The following is an 18,255-nucleotide window of genomic DNA, read 5'->3' on the forward strand; positions in this document are numbered from 1 at the left end:
TTAAGTATAAGATATTATATAAATTAACTTTTTATTTAGTCTAATATGTTAGATTTCGCTCAAGATTTTAAAAAATCTAACAATTTTGCAAGGAGAATTTTATGAGTCTTTATGATAGAGACTACTCAAGATCAAAAGAATTTGAAAATACACGCTCAAGCGAATTAAGTATTTTTATTAAACAAACTTATCAACTTTTTGCTGCTTCATTATTAGCTGCAACAGTAGGTGCATATGTAGGAATTTTTGCTTTAGCATCATTTTTTATACAATCACAAGTAACTTTTTGGATCCTTTTTGCTGTTGAAATCGGACTTTTATTTGCTTTGCAATGGAAAAAAAGAGAAGCTCCATTAAATCTTGTTTTACTTTTTGGTTTTACTTTCTGCTCAGGTTTAACGCTTACACCTTTACTTATTTCAGTTTTAGCTCTACCAGCTGGAGGAATTATCATCGCTCAAGCTTTTGCTTTAACAACAGTTGCTTTTGCAGGACTTAGTGTATTTGCTATGAATACAAAAAAAGATTTTACTGTTATGGGTAAAGCTTTATTTATAGTATTGATCGTTATTGTAGCAGCATCTTTACTAAACCTTTTCTTCCAAAGCAGTATAGTTAATCTAGCTATTTCAGCAGTAGCTGCAATATTATTTTCATTTTACATTCTTTATGATACGCAAAATATTATCCGCGGAAATTATGAAACCCCAATCGAAGGTGCAGTAGCACTTTATCTTGATTTTGTTAATCTTTTCGTATCTTTACTTAATATCTTAAGAAGCTTCAATAGCAGATAAGTTTTTGTGGGATTTTTCTCACAAAAACTTTTCAAGTTTCAAAACTTTTCAAGTTTTATTTAGTTAAAATAATCATTTAAAAATTAACTTTATAGGAATTTTCAATGATCACTCTTTTAATCATTTTACAATTTATCATCGTTGTAGTTATTTGTATAGCAGTTTTACTTCAAAAAAGTTCAAGTATAGGACTTGGAGCTTATAGTGGAAGCAATGAAAGTTTATTTGGCGCCAAAGGACCGGCTGGATTTTTGGCAAAATTTACCTTTGTCATGGGAATTTTACTTATTGCAAATACTATTGGTCTTGGTTATTTATACAATAAAGCTAGCAAGGACTCTTTAGCAGAGAAAATTAAAGTAGAAAACAACAACACTACTATTCCAAGTGCTCCTATTGTGCCTGCTACCCCAAACACAAATTCTATCGCTCCAAGTGCACCACAACTTCCAAGCGATGTTAATTCAAGTAAATAATTAAAGGAAATGATAATGCTAAGTGAAATTTTTAACAAACAAAAAACCCAAAGTGAAAAATCTTTAGAAGCCTTAAAAAAAGACTTCACCACTTTAAGAACTGGAAAAGTTAATACCCATATTTTAGATCATATTACAGTGGATTATTATGGAACTCAAACTCCTTTAAATCAAGTAGCAACTGTTTTAGCAAGTGATGCTTCAACTATTAGCATCACTCCTTGGGAAAAACCTTTACTAAAAACCATAGAAAGTGCTATTGCAGCTGCAAATATCGGTGTAAATCCAAATAATGACGGCGAAAGTGTAAAATTATTTTTCCCTCCGATGACTAGAGAGCAAAGAGAAGAAAATGTAAAACAAGCTAAAGCTATGGGTGAAAAGGCAAAAGTTTCTATAAGAAATATACGCAAAGATGCCAACGATGCAGTTAAAAAACTAGAAAAAGATAAGGCAATAAGCGAAGATGAAGCAAAAAAAGCTTATGATGAAGTACAAAAACTTACCGACACCTACACAACAAAAATTGATGAGAGTGTAAAAAGCAAAGAAAGTGAACTTTTAAAGGTTTAACGATGAATTTAGAGCAAATTTATAAAGATTATGGTGCTTATTTAGAAGGGCATTTTTTACTAAGTTCAGGTAAACATTCGCAGTTTTATCTTCAAAGTGCAAAAGTTTTAGAGGACCCAAAATTAGCAGCAAAACTTTGTGATGAACTTGCAAAGATTATTGCAAACTATAAGATAGAATTTGATAGCATTTGTTCTCCTGCTTTAGGTGGAATTTTAGCAGGTTATGAGCTTGCAAGAGCTTGTAGTAAACGTTTTATCTTCACTGAAAGAGTAAATAAAGAAATGACTTTAAGACGTGGTTTTGAGGTAAAAAAGGGTGAAAAATTTATAATTTGTGAAGATATCATTACTACAGGTGGTAGTGCTTTAGAGAGTGCAAAAATCATTGAAAGTTTAGGTGGAATTGTTGTAGGTTTTGCAGCATTGGCAAATCGTGGTTTTTGTGCGGTAGAAAATTTAAAATCTCCAAGAAAAGATAATGCGAAATTACCTGAAAATTTACCACTCTTTACTCTAGGGAATTTTGAATTTGAAATTTACGATGAAACAAATTGTCCGCTTTGTAAAAAAGGGAGTAAGGCTATAAAACCAGGAAGTCGTGGAAATTAAATGAAAACTAAAGCAAAAATTAGCTCTAGATGGCTAAGATTTAGAGCTTTGCTTATAGATATTTTTCTTATTTATGTTCCTATTTTGTATTTATTTTATTTTCTATTGGGCTCTAAAGAAGCTTTTTTAAACAACCATTTTATCACAACTTTATGTACTTTTTTATTTGGTTTGATTCAAGCTATTTTTTTAACAAAAAAGGCACAAAGCCCAGGTCTTAAAGCATATGATTTATATCTTATTGATATAAAAACGGGAAAGAAACTAAGTTTTCTTAGAATTTTACTAAGATATGTGATATTTATTATAAGTTTTGGCTTACTCTTTGGTTTATTTGTCAGTTTTGCAAGAAAAGATCGTTTAAATTTACACGATATTTTAACTCAAAGTTGTATAGCTACCAAAGCATAAAGAAAGGTTAAAAATGCAAAGAAAAAGAATTTACAATCCAAGTTCAAACGAAACTCTAGGAGATCGTAAAGTTTTTGATGGTAACCCACATGGAATTTTAAATTTCACTAAGGCAAAATATACTTGGGCTTTAAAACTTTGGGATTTAATGGAAGCAAATACTTGGTTTCCAAAAGAAGTAGATACAACCAAAGATGCACTTGATTATCGCTGTAATTTAACTGCAGGTGAAAAAAGAATGTATGATTTGGTTTGGAGTCAGCTTATTTCTATGGATAGTTTTCAAACCAATAATTTAGCAGATAATATCAACCCTTACATCACAGCTCCTGAAATCAATGCGGTTTTAGCACGCCAAGCTTATGAAGAGGCAAACCATTCAAAATCTTACGCTGTTATGGTAGAAGCGATTTGCGATAATACAGATTTGATTTATGAAATGGAAAAGCATGATGAAACTTTGCGTGAAAAAAATGACTTTATTTCAAGCATTTATGAAGAATTAGCAGGCGATGTAGATGATAATAAACTTCTTTTAGCTATGGTGGCAAATCAAATTTTAGAAGGAGTATATTTTTATAGCGGTTTTACTGCTATTTACGCACTTGCACGTGCAGGAAAAATGCTAGGTTCAGCACAAATGATCCGCTTTATCCAAAGAGATGAAATCACACATCTTTTATTATTTCAAAATATGATCAATTCAGTACGCAAAGAAAGACCTGATTTGTTCCATGATGAAAATATCAATAAAATTTATGATATGTTTAAAAAAGCCGGAGATCTTGAGATCAAATGGGGTAAATACATCACTCAAAATCAAATCATGGGCTTTACTGATGATATCATAGAAGAATATATCCATTATCTTGTAGATCAAAGATTAAGTGCGATCAATTTAGATAAATTATACAATGCAAAACATCCTATTAAATGGGTAGATGATTTTTCAAAATTTAACGATCAAAAGAGCAATTTCTTTGAAAGTAAAGTAACGAATTATTCTAAGGGTAGCATAAGCTTTGATGACTTCTAAAACTTCTTTAGCCTTGCTTTGTGATTTTTATGAATTTACAATGTCTCAAGGCTATTTCAAAAACAATAAAAAAGATCAAATTTGTTATTTTGATATATTTTTTAGAAAAATTCCAGATTCAGGATCTTTTGCTATTTTTGCAGGTCTTGAAGATATTTTAGACTTTATTGAAAATTTGAGTTTTGATGTAGAAGATATAGAATTTTTAAGAAAACAAGGTATTTTTGATACAGAATTTTTAGATTTTTTAGCTAACTTTAAATTTAAAGGCGAAATTTATGCTATGCGCGAAGGAGAAGTAATTTTTCCAAACGAACCTTTGCTTTGTATTAAAGCTACAACTATAGAAGCACAGCTTTTAGAAACTTTTTTACTTTTAAGTTTAAACCACCAAAGCCTTATTGCTACCAAAACCAATCGTATCGTGCGTGCAGCTAAAGACAGTAAAATTTTAGAATTTGGTTCACGCAGAGCACAAGGAAGTGAAGCAGCCTTGAAAGGAGCAAGAGCAGCTTTTATAGGAGGTTGCATAGGAAGTGCTTGTACTTTAGCAGGAAAAATTTATAATATCCCTATCAATGGGACTATGGCACATTCTTGGGTGCAAATGTTTAAAAATGAATTTGAAGCTTTTAAAGCTTATGTGAAAATTTATCCAAAAAATCCTGTTTTTTTGATCGATACTTATGATTGTTTAAATAGTGGACTTAAAAATGCGATTAAAGTTTTTAAAGAATTTGGTATCCAAGAAGGCGGTGTGAGAATAGATTCTGGAAATTTACTTGAGTTGAGTTTGAAAATCAGACAAGAACTTGATCAAGCAGGACTTCAGAAATGTAAAATCATAGTTTCTAACGCCCTTGATGAATGGAGCATTAAAAAACTCAAAGAACAAAATGCGCCTATTGATATCTTTGGTGTAGGCGAAAGATTGATCACTGCTTCAAGCGATCCTATTTTTAGTTGCGTTTATAAACTCGCAGCCTTAGAAGATCAAGGCATAAAACCTAAAATCAAAATCAGCGAAAATAACGAAAAATCAACCCTACCTCATTTTAAAAAGCTTTTTAGGGTTTATGATAAAAACACGCAAAAAATCCTTTTTGATGAGCTTTATGTTTTTGACGAAAACCCAAATCAAGATGAAAATTTAGAACGCAAAGAACTTTTAGAATTAGTCTACAAAGAAAAAAGACTTCTTAAAAAGTCATCTTTAAATACTATTCAAGATTATACAAAAGAGCAAATTTCAAAACTCGATGAGAGTTTTTTAGATCTTGATCGTTTTGTGAAATTTGAAGTAAAACTCTCGCCTAAACTTCAAAATATCACTGAAGATCTTTTAAAAACTCGTTTTTAAAATCCACATAATTTAAAGCGGATTGTTTTAGAAAGCTGACTTCTTCATCGTTTAATTCACGCACAAATTTTGCAGGATTTCCAAGTATTAAAGAGCGTGGCGGAAATTTTTTACCCTTTGTTACAACGCTTCCAGCACCCACTATGCTATCTTCTTCTATCAAAGCATTATCCATGACAACAGCATTCATTCCGATTAAAACACGATTTTTTATCACACAAGCATGGATAACGCAATTATGTCCTATAGTTACATCATCTCCTATTATCGTAGGAAAACCAACGTCTTTTAACTTTCCTTTTTCATCAAACTCCCTATGCCAAACATGTACCGTGCTAAGATCTTGAATATTGGTTCTTTTGCCAATTTTTATAAAATTAACATCGGCTCTTAAAACACAATTAAACCAAATGCTACTTTCATCTCCTATTTCTATTTCTCCTATGATTTTAGCACCCTCTGCAACAAAAACATTTTGACCTAGTTTGGGACTGTGATTTTTAAATTTTATAAGCATTTTTTTCCTTTTTATTTAAGTATAGCTAAGTTTAACTCTATTTCAACTTTTTTAGTTACAATTTTTATTTAAATTTATAGGAGAAGTAATGAACACATTTGAACAAAAAAGATGTCAAAATATGACTGAAGAAATTGCACAAAAAGTTTTTATCAATGAAGAACTTTTTAATGCTTTTTGTCAAATTCCACGTGAAATTTTTTCTCCTTTAAAAGCCCATGCTTATCGCCTTGATGCTTTGCCTTTGGCAAATTCTCAATGGATTAGTTCACCTTTAACTGTAGCTAAAATGACTATGGCTTTAGATTTTAAAAATGCTGATAATATTTTAGAGATAGGTTGTGGAAGCGGCTATCAAGCTGCGATTTTAAGCAAAGTCATAAGGCGTGTTTTTACCATAGAACGCATAGAAAATTTAGCCAAAAAAGCCGCTCAAACTTTCAGAGAATTAGAACTTTTTAATATCAATGTAAAATTTGATGATGGACAAAATGGTTGGAAAAATTATGCTCCTTATGACAGAATTTTATTTTCTGCTTATGCGACACAAATTCCTGAAATTTTACTTGATCAATTAAGCGATGGCGGGATTTTAGTTGCTCCTATTTTACACAATGGCAAACAATTCATCACACGCCTTAGAAAAAATGGCACAAATTTACAAAAAGAAATTTTAGAAGAATGTTTATTTGTGCCTATAGTAGATGGGAAAGAATAAACTTTTTGTACAAAATTTATCAAAAACTCTTTAGAGCCTTTCTTAACTTTTCACTCATTTCATCAATATGTTCTTTTTGCAAAATCAAAGGAGGTAAAAATCTCAAATCATTCTCCCCACAACTTATCAGCAAAAGTGCATTTTCTTGGCATTTTTGAATGACCTTAGCTACTTTTACACTTTTATCAAGACTAAGCCCTTGCATAAACCCTAAGCCTTTGCGTTTTTTACAAAAATCAAATTCTTTAATCAACTCATCTAAACTTTGCTCTAAATAAGGCGTGAGTTTATTGACATTTTCTAAAATTTTTTCTTCTTTAAAAATTTCAAAAACCGCATTCACCCCTGCACAAACCAAAGGATTTCCCCCATAAGTGCTACCATGATCGCCCACTTTTAAAGAATTGCTTGCTACTTTTTGATTTATTACAAAAGCACCTACACTAAGCCCACAACCTAAGGCCTTAGCCGAAGTCATGATATCAGGCAAAATTTGTGCGTGCTCATAGGCAAAAAATTTTCCACTTCTACCCATGCCACATTGAATTTCATCAGCGATTAATAATACATCTTTTTCATCGCAAAGCTTTCTTAAGGCTTTGTAAAAATCTTTATTTGCAGGATTTACTCCACCTTCTCCTTGCACGCTTTCTAAGATAATGGCACAAGTTTTTTCATTCGCCAGTTTTTCAACGCTTGAAATATCATTATATTTTGCAAATTTAACCCCTGAAATTAAAGGTTTAAAAGGCTTTTGATATTTTTCATTAGCAGTAAGCGATAAAGCCCCTAAAGTACGCCCATGAAAAGAATGCTTAAAAGCAATAAATTGTCCACCCTTGATACCTTTGTTAAAGGCGTACTTTCTAGCTGTTTTCATCGCTCCTTCTACGCTTTCTGTGCCAGAATTTGTAAAAAAAACACGCCCTAAAGCACTAGCTTTGGCTAAATTTTTAGCTGCAGCAGCTATGTTTTCATTATAATATAAATTGCTAGTATGTAAAAGTTTATCCACTTGAGCTTTGATTTTAGCATTAAATTTAGCATGATTATATCCTAAAGCACAAACACCTATACCACTTGAAAAATCAAGATATTTTTTAGCCTTATCATCAAAAAGATAAACTCCCTGTCCTTTTTCTAAAACTATATCAAAACGCTTATAAGTAGGGACAATATGACTTTTTTCTTTATAATCCATTTTTCATCCTTTAGCCCACCAAAGTGCCTATACCTTTATCGGTAAAAAACTCAAGCAATAAAGAATGCTTCACGCGTCCATCTAAAATATGCACCTTTGTAACTCCATTTTCACAAGCATCAATGCAAGATTTTAATTTTACATGCATGCCACCTTCTATTTTAGGCGCTAAAATTTTAGCTTGTTCAAGGCTGATTTTAGAAATCAAAGAATTTTTATCATTAAAATCCTCATAAAGCCCTGCAGTATCGGTTAAAAAAGCAAGTTTTTCAGCCCTTAAAGCCTTGGCAATCGCACAAGCTGCGTCATCAGCATTAATATTATAAGTATTAAAATCCTCATCCATGCCAATAGGAGCAATGATAGGTAAAAAATCTTTGTCTAAAAGCTCTTCTAAAATTTTCGAATTTACCTTTTGTATCGTGCCGACAAAAGCTAAATTTTCATCTTTTTTCACACATTCTAAAAGTGCGCCATCTTTACCACAAAGCCCTATGGCTTTAACTCCTAAATTTTGCAAACTATGGACTAAATTTTTATTGATATGATTTAAAACCATGCTTGCTACTTCAGTAGTGGCTTTATCACTAACTCTAAGACCGTTTTTAAACTCACTCTTTACGCCTAATTTTTCACACATAGCAGAAATATCTTTTCCCCCACCATGTACAATGATAGGCTTTAAACCCACGAGTTTTAAAAGAACTATATCTTGCATCACGCAATGCTTTAGCTCTTCATTTTCCATAGCTGATCCGCCGTATTTTATAAGTATAATCTTAGAATTAAATTTGCGTATATAAGGCAAAGCTTCGATTAAGACATTGGCTTTTTCTAAATATTTTTGCATGATCATTCCTTAGGCATTAAAGCTAGTTTGATTATACTCATTTAAAGAAAGATCGTAATAATTCGCATCTTCTCTTAAAGTAAAACCATAATGTTTCCAAAACTCATTGCCTAAATCATTGTTTTTAAAAGCGATTAAGGCGATTTTATTGATTTTTTGAGCTTTTAAGGCCTCAAGACAAAATTTTGTCATCTCGTGTGCTATACCCTTTTTTCTATGATCTTTATGTACACATACATGATAAAATCCTCCTGTGCGCCCATCATGCCCACAAAGTATACTTCCTACAATTTCTTCACCAAGTACTGCTACAACACTAAGATCTGGGTTTCTATCTAAAAAATTTTCTATATTTTCTTTGCTATCATCAATGCTTCTTATCCCAAAACCTTTTATCTCGCACCAAAGCTTATAAACGGCTTCATAATCGTTTTTTTGCATAGCTCGTATTAACATTTTTATCCTTTACAAATTTGCAAAGAATTTAAGTCCTTCATCTTCATCAAAATCAAACATTAAATTCATATTTTGAACAGCTTGTCCTGCTGCACCTTTGATTAAATTATCAATAGCACCAAGCATAATAACACGCTTTGTGCGTTGATCTACACTAAAATTTATATCCGCAAAATTGCTTGATTTAACCCACCGAGTCTGCGGAAGCGACTGCGGCGGTAAAAGCCTTATGAATTTATTGTTTTGATAGTATTTTGTATAAATATCGCGTATATCTTGTTCTTGCAAATTCTCTTTTAAATTTGCATAAGCACTGATTAAAATTCCTCTTTGCATAGGTACAAGATGAGGGGTAAATTGTAGAGTGATTTTCTCTTTGGCCGCATAGCTTAAATGCTCTTCAATTTCAGGAGTATGACGGTGCGAAGCTAAACCATAAGCTTTGATATTTTCATTAACTTCACAAAAAAGATTTTCCACCTTTGCGCTTCTTCCTGCTCCACTTACTCCACTTTTTGCATCAATAATAACTGAGTTAAAATCAATGATCTTTTCTTTAAAAAGCGGATAAAGACTTAAGATAGAACAAGTGGTATAACAACCTGGATTTGCCACTAAACTTGCTTTTTTTATCTCTTCTTTATAAAGCTCACAAAGTCCATAAACCGCATTTTGCAAAAGCTCTTGATTAGGATGAGTGAATTTATACCAAAGCTCATAATCTTTAGGATTTTTAAGACGAAAATCCGCACTTAAATCAATGATTTTCATCTTTTTTAACAAATTCTCATTTAAAAGCTTGGCGCTAAATTCATGCGGAGTAGCCAAAAATAAAAGATCAAGCTCAAGTTCATCTAAATTTTTGTTTTCAAAACATAAATTTAAAAAAGTGTTAGGATAAAGATCTTGATAATTTTGCCCCACGCTAGAACTCGAACCCAAATAAGAAATTTCAACTTTGGGATGATTAAGCAAAATGCGAACAAGCTCATTGCCTGCATAACCACTCGCTCCTAAAATCCCAACTTTTATTTTCATCTTTATCCTTCAAATGTAAAAGCAAGTATTATAAACAAAAAAAGTTAAAATTTTTAACTATTATTCTCTTCAACCTTATCTTTATTGCTCGAAAATCAAAACATCTGAAAAAATAAAATTAATTTAATCATGTAAAAATAAAAAATAATTTTAGCAACAAAAATTTAATTTTTAACTAAAATATAAAGTTGTTCATGAAGATGGATATTACGATTTTTAAGATTGCGAGAAGCTCTAAAAGTATTATATTTTTGCTCTAAAATCCGACATTTTCCAAGAGTACTTAAGTGCTTTAAAAAAATTTCTTTTTTTACAAAACCTTCACAATTATAAGAAAGTAAAATCACTCTTGCTTTTAAATCATTAATAAGTTCAAATAAAGCATCTTGGGCAAATTTTGGCTTATTAAAAGTACTGCGATTCCAATCTTTTGGAATGCCACTAATTTTGGAAATTTCTTCAGGTTTTTTATAATTTGCGATTAAATTTAACATAAAATAATTAGAACTATAAGGGTGCTGATTATAAGGGGGGTCAAGATACACTACATCAAAAAAATCAAGTTCTTTTGCAAGCATGCTTGCATCCTTTTGCATCACTTCAAATTCACAAGAAAAATTTGAAAAAATAGGCATTTTAAGCTCTATTTCTCCTTTAATGCGTTTAAGTGCATTTTGTCCTTCGCCACCAAATTTTCCGATACCATCCTTACCCTTATAAAAACCTTTAAAAACTCCACTAGTATTTGAATGCACGCTGGCTTCATAAATTAAAGGGGCTATAAAAAAATGCTTTAATTCTTTTGGAATTTCATTTTCGATTTTTTGCCTTATGGTATCAAGGTATAAAGCATTTTTAAAAGTATAAAAAACCCTTTCATTTTTTTTAATATCATCATCATCTTTTGGAGCATAAAGCTCACTGATAAAACCTTTTTGAAAATCTAAATTTTGGATTAAATTTTTATAATACTTTTTTATATTTTGAAGTAAATCTTTGTCTTTATTAGCAAGATAACATTCATTGATGAGTTTTGAATAATCCTCTAAATCATTGGCTAAAATATAATTTGAGTGCGCTTTTGCAAAACGACTTACAATACCTGAGCCACTAAATATATCACAAAAACTAAATTTATCTTTACCAAGTTCTTTTTTAGCTACCTTAAAGCCCTTATTTAAAAAACTTAAAAGTGCTCTTTTATTTCCAAGATAAGTTATAATTTGCTCTTTTAAAAAAGAAGGATTTTCTTTCAAAATTTAAAACCTTTAAAAGCCTTATCCACAAAAGTGGATTAAGCTTTTTTTGGAGTTACAAGCATATTTACATAACGACCTTCAAAATTCGGCTCTTTGTCACGATTAGCTTCATTTTCTATCATAGTCCAAATTTTTTCAAGCAAAACTACACCCGCTTCAGGAGTTGCCATTTCACGTCCTTTTAAGAACACACGAAATCTCACATGCTTACCTTGTTCTAAAAATTCTAAAGCATGTTTTACCTTGTAATTAATATCATTTTGAGCAATTTTTACAGAAAGTTTGATTTCTTTTATATCAATCACTTTTTGTTTTTTCTTTGCTTCTTTTTGTTTTTTCTCTTGTTGATAACGGAATTTACCATAGTCCATGATCTTGCAAACAGGTGGCTTAGCATCTGCGGCTATCATTACAAGATCAAGTCCTAAACGATTTGCAATTTCTAAAGCTTCATCACTACTGATAATACCATAAACTTTGCCATCATCGCCAACACATCTGATTTCATCCGCTCTTATTTCTTCATTGAGCAATACTTCTTTTTCTTTACTCAAAAGTGTACCTCACTCATTTTCTCCTTAACTAATTTAATAAATTCATCCAAGCTAAGATTTTTTTGTTCTTTAGCTCTTCTATCTCTTAAAGCAACGCTACGCTTTGCCACCTCATCATCACCTAAAACTAAAATCATAGGTAATTTTTGTTTTTCAGCAATACGAATTTTCTTACTTAAGCTCTCATTTTTTTCATACACCTCGCTATCGATATTAAGCTCTAATAATTCTTTTTGAATTTCTTTTGCATAAGCAATATGTGCTTCGCCTATTGGCACTATACCCACCGCAGTTGGTGCGATAAAAAATGGAAACTCACCCGCACAATGCTCGGTTAAAATTCCTATAAATCTTTCAAAAGAACCTAAAATCGCACGATGCAACATTACAGGTTGTTTTTTTTCATTATCACTATCAGTGTATTCAAGTTTAAAACGACTTGGCAGGTTAAAATCTACTTGTATGGTTCCGCATTGCCACTTTCTTTTTAAAGCATCAGTGATTTTAATATCAATCTTTGGCCCATAAAAAGCCCCTCCACCTTCGTCAATACCGTATTTTAAACCTTGTTCATCTAAAGCTTCTTTTAAAGCCTTAGTCGCTACTTCCCAAATTTCATCATCGCCTATGGCTTTTTCAGGTTTAGTTGAAATTTCCATTTCATAGCTAAAATCAAATAATTTCATCAAATTATCCACAAAAGCTAAAATTTCTAAAACCTGATCTTTAATCTGACTTGGCATACAAAAAATATGTGCATCATCTTGAGTGAATTCTCTCACCCTAAAAAGTCCATGCAAAACCCCACTTTTTTCATGACGATGCACTACGCCATATTCAAAAAATTTCAAAGGTAAATCACGATAACTTCTTACATCACTTTGATAAATTTTAATATGCCCCACACAGTTCATAGGCTTAATACCATATTCTTGTTCATCAATTTGTGTAAAATACATATTTTCTTTATAGTTTGCATAATGCCCACTGATTTTCCATGCATCTGCTTTTAAAAGCTCAGGCCCACGCACAGGCTCATAACCACGCAAACGATGGATCTTATAAAGTATATGTTCAAGTTTAGATCTAAGTCTTGCACCATTACTCAACCAGATAGGAAGACCACCTCCGATCTCATCATCAAAAGTAAAAAGTTTAAGCTCTGTTCCAAGCTTTCTATGATCGCGTTTTTTAGCTTCTTCGATAATGGTTAAATACTCTTTTAAACTTTCCTTATCTGCAAAAGCAGTCCCATAAATTCGAGTAAGCATTTCTCTTTTTTCATCACCACCCAAATACGCTCCTGCAACACGAGTGAGTTTAAAAAAGCGTAAAAATTTCGTATTTGGCACATGAGGACCACGACACAAATCTTCAAATTCACCTTGCTTATAAATACTTACAGCTCCATCAGGAATACGCAATAAAACTTCTTGTTTTAAATCATCATTTTGAAATTTAGCCAAAGCTTCGTTTTTTGTGATTTCATATTTTGAAATTTCAATCTTTGCTTCAGCAAGTTCTTTCATCTTTTTTTCAATTTTTACTAAATCTTCTTCGCCGATCTTACTTTCTACACGAAAATCATAATAAAATCCATCTTCTATAACAGGACCAACGAAAAATTTAGCTTCAGGATACAAATTCTTAATCGCCTGTGCCATTAAATGCGCACAAGAATGACGGATTACCTCTAAACTTTCTTTAGAATTATCAAAATAAATTTCTTTTAAATTTGTATTTTTCACACTTTGAGAGTCAATTATTGTCTCATTGTCCAAATACGCAATAACTTCTTTTTCCATATTTTTAACCCTTTGTCGCTCACTTACCCTGTGAGTGTTTATAAAGTTCTAATTTTAACTTTCTAAGACTTAATTATTTTTGAAATTCAGCTTATTTTTAAAAAAATCTTAGAATAAGTTTAATATTTATTTATAGCTTAAATTCACTTCCAGCATTTAAAATCCCACTATAATACAAATAAAAGAAAACAAATCCTAAAATAATACGATAAATTCCAAAAGGGATAAAGTCGAATTTAGAAATAAATTTTAAGAAAAATTTTATAACTAAAACCGCAACAACAAAAGCAGTGATAAAACCTATGCCTAAAGGAATTAAAGAATTTGCATTACTCAGTAATTCAGGCTCTTTATAAATACTATAAGCTGTAGCAATAATCATCGTTGGAATGGCAAGTAAAAAACTAAACTCAGCAGCCACTTTTCTATTAAATCCTAACAAAAGCCCGCCAATAATACTTGCTCCACTCCTTGAAGTGCCAGGAATCATGGCCAAAGATTGAAAAATACCTATACAAAAAGCTTGTTTAAAACTTATTTCTTCTAAGGAATTGATATGATATTGTTTATTTTTGTGCGCAAGTTCTATAAGAATAAGCACAACACCACCAAAAATGAGCATTCCAACCACAACCCAACCATTAAATAAAGCATTTAAGTATTTTGCCACAAAAAGCCCTATAACTCCAGTAGGAAAAAATCCCACTGCAAGTTTTAACCAAATATCAAGCCCTTGAAACAATTTACGCCAAAATACAAAAATTACCGCCAAAATAGAACCAAGCTGGATAATAATCAAAAAACTTTTCCAAAACTCATCTATATCAATACCTAAAATAGTCGTACCTAAAATCATATGTCCTGTTGAAGAAACAGGTAAAAACTCAGTCAGACCTTCTATAATTCCAAGTATTAAAGCATATAAATTTTCCATTTTAATCCTTGAATGATAATTGCAAAAGAAAAATTATATCAGAATGGATTAAATGGGGTTTTAACCCCAAAAATTAAGCATCTTTTTTAACAATACGCTTAATAAAATATAATACAACTCCCACAAAAAAGATAAGTGCGAAAAGCTCGCTATCATGAAAATTTACTAAATTTAAAGCTAAAGGATTTTCACTACCACCCATACTTACTGAAAATACAGTAATTCCTGCGATAATTACCCCAAAAATACTTTCACCCACTATAAGCCCTGAAGCAAAAAGCGTGCCTCTTTGCTCACAACTTGCAAGTTTTTCTTCTTTATGAGAATTTTTTGCATATTTTTTAGTCAAGTATTGCATTACAATATATTTTAAAATTCCGCCTATAACTAAAGGTATATTTACAGCAGGCGGAAGGTAAATACCTATTCCAACAGCTAAAGGCGGCAAAGACATTTTCTGTGTTCTTCTTAAAATTTTATCTATAATAATCATTAAAATTCCTACAAATACACCAAAAGCCATATAACCCCACTCTATATTGTGATGAAAAATTCCTTGAGCGATAGTACTCATTAAATTCGCTTGCGGTGCTGCTAAAGCCGATGAAGCATCCATACCTTCTCTTGGTATTGCTCCAACAAAACCATAGGCTTGATAAAGCAAATTTAAAACAGGAACTATAGCCAAAGCACCAAAAACACAGCCTACAAGTAAAGCAACTTGTTGCTTCCAAGGAGTAGCTCCGACTAAATGTCCTGTCTTTAAATCTTGTAAATTATCATTCGAAATAGCAGCTGTAGCCAAAATAACACTAGTAGTAAAAATAGCTAATGCTACTGCAAATTTAGAAAGCATAGGATCTTGAAAAAGTTCCACACCTAAAACCAAAAAAACAATAGAAGAAATAATAACACCAATAAGCCCAATTCCAGAAATAGGACTAGAAGAAGATCCTACAAGTCCTGCCATATATCCGCAAGCTGCTGCAACAAAAAAACCTATTAAAACAGAAACTAAAGTTCCAATAAATGAAAATAGCATTTGATAATAAATACTTAAGTTAGCATCTTCAACAAAACTATAAAAAGTAATAAATAAACCCACAACCATTAAAACAAAAAGTATAAAAATACTTTTTAAAGAAAGATCTATATTTGTTCTTTCATTTTTTTCTTGATTAGTAATTTTAACATTTTTAACAATTTCTTTAATACCTTCAATAACGGGTTTTAAAAGTTCTATTAAAGTCCAAAGCGCTGCTATAGCAATAGCTCCTGTTCCTATAAGCCTTACTTTAGAACTCCATACACTAGAAGCTAAATCTACGGCATTTTTTGCACTATCGAATTCAAAATTTGAAAGATAAGGAGTAAAAATACCCCAAGCTAAAAACATACCTACAAAAAGAGCTATAGCACCTGCTAAACCAACTAAATAACCCGCTCCTAAAAGTGCCAAAGAATATCCCATAGAAAAACCAAAAACCATTTTATTCCAAATAAAAGCAAAATTACTCTCACTTGCAGCGAGTTTAAAACCATTGGTTAATAAACTAAAAATAGCAGCTATAAAAGAGCCTAATGCTATTTCTTTAATACCTTGTTTTCCTTTTTTATTGCTCTGATCTTTATTAGCTACTTTTAAAATTTCAGCTGCGGCCCTACCTTCAGGATAAGCAAGTTTGCTTTCAACCACCATAGCCCTTCTTAATGGTATAGTAAAAAGCACTCCAAGTCCGCCACCACAAAGACATATCATAAAAGTTTGCCAAAGTGGAAATTCACTCCAATACCCACACATAAAAAGCCCTGGGATAACAAAAATAACTGATGATAAAGTTCCTGCTGCTGAAGCTTGAGTTTGAACCATATTATTTTCTAAAATATTTGAAGTCTTAAAAAGACTCAAAACCGCCATGGAGATGACCACAGCTGGAATTGATGATGAAAAAGTAAGTCCCACTTTTAACCCCAAATATACATTTGAAGCTGTAAAAATAATGGTTAAAATACTTCCCAAAATCAAACCCCTTAAGGTAAGTTCTGGTAAATTTTGTTTTTTGTACATCATTTCTCCGTTTTAAAATTTACTTTCAACTTAAAAAATATTCTTATAAGTTTAAATTTATAATTTTTCTCTAAAGAAAAATAAAATAATACAAAAAAACGCTTATATTTTTATAAATTTTTGACTCAAAAATATCATAAAACAATGAACCAATCATTGAAAAATCAAAAGTTCTTTTATTTTAATTATATTATCCCAGCTACCTCAGCAAAAATCAAGCAAATAATACTTATACCCCATATATAAAAAAAGCTTCTTTTGATATGATCTTTAATATTAACCTCTGCTAAACCACAACCTAGCAAAGTTGCAGGCACAACAGGAGAAATAAATGTCGCACAATTTCTTGCTATCACCATGATAATAGCTATAGTCAAAGGTTCAGCACCAAAAGCCTTAGTTACACTCAAAACTATAGGCATCACTCCATAAAAATAAGAATCTGTACAAAAAATAATTGCCATTGGAACAGCCAATATCCCTACCATCAAAGGAATATAAGCACCTAAATAATCTGGAACAAAATTTAAAATCAAAACACCCATTTTCTCCATAATACCACTTTTATCAAATACGCCTATTAATATCCCAGCACCAATTAAAGTAATATACATAAGCATTGCACCAGCACTTGCACGATCTAAAACTTTTTTAGCTATTTTTAAATTAGGATAATTAAGCGGTAAAATTATTGCAAGTCCTATCATAAAGCAAATATAACTAGGAAAAATGCCACTAATTAAAAGCCCAATAACCCCAATAGCTACAAGTAAATTTAACCAAAACCATTTTTCATTATGGTGTTCGCTTTTTTCTATATTTAAATTTATTCCCGACAAGTTACCTGCGCCTGCACCTCTTTTTATTTCTATCTTAGCAATCCAAATTGCCAAAAGAAGGGATAATACCAAACCTACAATCTGAATAGGTATAATATGGTGCCAAAGCAAATTTGCATCCATTCCTATATTAGTAGCCGCTCTTAAAGTAGGACCACCCCAAGGAATAACATTCATAACACCCATAGCCGAAGTAATAATCAATAACATTGAAGTCTTTCTTATACCTAAACGCTCATAAATAGGTAATAATGCAGGTATTACAATAAGAAAAGTAGAAGCACCTGAACCATCTAAATGTACAGCAGCAGCAATAAAAACAGTAAGAATGCAAACTTGATATACATTAGCTTTCATTTTTGATAAAAATGCATTTAAAATTTTAGTAAAAAAACCACTTGCATTTAAAACACTAAAAAAGAGTATAGAAAAAACAAACAAAGCCGCCGTATCCGTTACACTTTTGACTCCATCTTTAATAAAAGCAACCAATGTTTTAATATCAAAAACACCTCCTTTAACCCCTAAAGCTGCACCCACGCCAAAACCAAGCTGTTCAAGAATAAGTAAAATACAAGCTACACTAATACTTACACTTATAAAAGCTAATGCTGGAGTAGTATAATCTTTTAGCAAAAGCCAAACTATCAATCCTAACGAGAAAAACCCAAATAAAGCTAAAAAAATTTCCATATCCTATCCTTTTGTATCATTTTTATTCAATAATAAAATAGGATATTTTAAGTCCAACT

At 31.4% G+C, this 18,255-nt stretch carries 19 protein-coding genes; 8 read left to right on the forward strand and 11 right to left on the reverse strand.

The annotated features are described in order from the left end of the window. The first annotated feature begins 101 nt into the window (after window positions 1-101). The 7 genes from ELQ07_RS06290 (at window position 102) to ELQ07_RS06320 (ending at window position 5,264) form a co-directional block, all read left to right on the forward strand. Complete coding sequence (locus ELQ07_RS06290) at window positions 102-797, forward strand: Bax inhibitor-1/YccA family protein (RefSeq protein ID WP_002851668.1); 696 nt, start codon at window positions 102-104, stop codon at window positions 795-797. Between the two features lie 104 nt (window positions 798-901). Next, the gene (secG, locus tag ELQ07_RS06295) at window positions 902-1,273 is read left to right on the forward strand and encodes a preprotein translocase subunit SecG (RefSeq protein ID WP_002854650.1); all 372 of its coding nucleotides are present in this window, start codon (window positions 902-904) and stop codon (window positions 1,271-1,273) included. 9 nt (window positions 1,274-1,282) lie between these two features. Next, on the forward strand, window positions 1,283-1,846 hold the full coding sequence (gene frr, locus ELQ07_RS06300; protein ID WP_079460285.1) for a ribosome recycling factor: 564 nt from the start codon (window positions 1,283-1,285) through the stop codon (window positions 1,844-1,846). 2 nt (window positions 1,847-1,848) lie between these two features. Next, window positions 1,849-2,457 (forward strand): orotate phosphoribosyltransferase, encoded by a 609-nt coding sequence (gene pyrE, locus ELQ07_RS06305; protein ID WP_070316645.1) that lies wholly within the window; start codon window positions 1,849-1,851, stop codon window positions 2,455-2,457. Further along, window positions 2,458-2,868 (forward strand): RDD family protein, encoded by a 411-nt coding sequence (locus tag ELQ07_RS06310; RefSeq protein WP_070316646.1) that lies wholly within the window; start codon window positions 2,458-2,460, stop codon window positions 2,866-2,868. 13 nt (window positions 2,869-2,881) lie between these two features. After that, window positions 2,882-3,904 (forward strand): ribonucleotide-diphosphate reductase subunit beta, encoded by a 1,023-nt coding sequence (locus ELQ07_RS06315; protein ID WP_002851758.1) that lies wholly within the window; start codon window positions 2,882-2,884, stop codon window positions 3,902-3,904. After that, a complete protein-coding gene (locus ELQ07_RS06320) occupies window positions 3,891-5,264 on the forward strand; it encodes a nicotinate phosphoribosyltransferase (protein WP_079862126.1) in 1,374 nt (457 codons plus the stop codon). The genes ELQ07_RS06315 and ELQ07_RS06320 overlap by 14 nt, the downstream gene beginning before the upstream one ends. Here ELQ07_RS06320 and ELQ07_RS06325 read toward each other — a convergent pair. Further along, window positions 5,233-5,781 carry a gamma carbonic anhydrase family protein gene (locus tag ELQ07_RS06325; protein WP_070316648.1) on the reverse strand — a complete coding sequence of 183 codons (549 nt, stop codon included), beginning with the start codon at window positions 5,779-5,781 and terminating at the stop codon, window positions 5,233-5,235. The genes ELQ07_RS06320 and ELQ07_RS06325 overlap by 32 nt on opposite strands. Window positions 5,782-5,869: 88 nt before the next feature. Between ELQ07_RS06325 and ELQ07_RS06330 the strand changes: the two genes are divergently transcribed. Further along, window positions 5,870-6,499, forward strand: coding sequence for a protein-L-isoaspartate(D-aspartate) O-methyltransferase (locus ELQ07_RS06330; protein ID WP_070316649.1), 630 nt, complete (start codon window positions 5,870-5,872; stop codon window positions 6,497-6,499). Between the two features lie 19 nt (window positions 6,500-6,518). Here the strand turns inward: ELQ07_RS06330 and ELQ07_RS06335 are convergent, their stop codons facing one another. The 10 genes from ELQ07_RS06335 to ELQ07_RS06380 form a co-directional block, all read right to left on the reverse strand. Beyond that, on the reverse strand, window positions 6,519-7,700 hold the full coding sequence (locus ELQ07_RS06335) for an aspartate aminotransferase family protein (protein WP_070316650.1): 1,182 nt from the start codon (window positions 7,698-7,700) through the stop codon (window positions 6,519-6,521). 10 nt (window positions 7,701-7,710) lie between these two features. Next, on the reverse strand, window positions 7,711-8,556 hold the full coding sequence (argB, locus tag ELQ07_RS06340; RefSeq protein WP_079862127.1) for an acetylglutamate kinase: 846 nt from the start codon (window positions 8,554-8,556) through the stop codon (window positions 7,711-7,713). Window positions 8,557-8,559: 3 nt separating this feature from the next. After that, complete coding sequence (locus tag ELQ07_RS06345) at window positions 8,560-9,006, reverse strand: N-acetyltransferase (protein ID WP_070316652.1); 447 nt, start codon at window positions 9,004-9,006, stop codon at window positions 8,560-8,562. Window positions 9,007-9,015: 9 nt separating this feature from the next. Then, complete coding sequence (gene argC / locus ELQ07_RS06350) at window positions 9,016-10,044, reverse strand: N-acetyl-gamma-glutamyl-phosphate reductase (RefSeq protein ID WP_070316653.1); 1,029 nt, start codon at window positions 10,042-10,044, stop codon at window positions 9,016-9,018. Window positions 10,045-10,208: 164 nt separating this feature from the next. Then, the gene (locus ELQ07_RS06355) at window positions 10,209-11,300 is read right to left on the reverse strand and encodes a DNA adenine methylase (RefSeq protein WP_088303831.1); all 1,092 of its coding nucleotides are present in this window, start codon (window positions 11,298-11,300) and stop codon (window positions 10,209-10,211) included. Between the two features lie 38 nt (window positions 11,301-11,338). Further along, the gene (gene infC, locus ELQ07_RS06360; RefSeq protein ID WP_002861015.1) at window positions 11,339-11,857 is read right to left on the reverse strand and encodes a translation initiation factor IF-3; all 519 of its coding nucleotides are present in this window, start codon (window positions 11,855-11,857) and stop codon (window positions 11,339-11,341) included. After that, window positions 11,854-13,662, reverse strand: a complete 1,809-nt coding sequence (gene thrS / locus ELQ07_RS06365; protein ID WP_070316655.1) for a threonine--tRNA ligase — start codon at window positions 13,660-13,662, stop codon at window positions 11,854-11,856. The genes infC and thrS overlap by 4 nt, the downstream gene beginning before the upstream one ends. Window positions 13,663-13,792: 130 nt before the next feature. After that, the gene (locus ELQ07_RS06370; RefSeq protein ID WP_096702700.1) at window positions 13,793-14,596 is read right to left on the reverse strand and encodes an undecaprenyl-diphosphate phosphatase; all 804 of its coding nucleotides are present in this window, start codon (window positions 14,594-14,596) and stop codon (window positions 13,793-13,795) included. A 73-nt stretch (window positions 14,597-14,669) separates the two neighbouring features. Then, window positions 14,670-16,667, reverse strand: a complete 1,998-nt coding sequence (locus ELQ07_RS06375) for an oligopeptide transporter, OPT family (protein WP_096702702.1) — start codon at window positions 16,665-16,667, stop codon at window positions 14,670-14,672. Between the two features lie 182 nt (window positions 16,668-16,849). Then, a complete protein-coding gene (locus ELQ07_RS06380; protein ID WP_002933750.1) occupies window positions 16,850-18,196 on the reverse strand; it encodes an SLC13 family permease in 1,347 nt (448 codons plus the stop codon). Window positions 18,197-18,255: the final 59 nt, after the last annotated feature.

The sequence above is a fragment of the Campylobacter sp. US55 genome (assembly GCF_004378955.1).
GTDB classification, from domain to species: Bacteria; Campylobacterota; Campylobacteria; order Campylobacterales; family Campylobacteraceae; genus Campylobacter_D; species Campylobacter_D jejuni.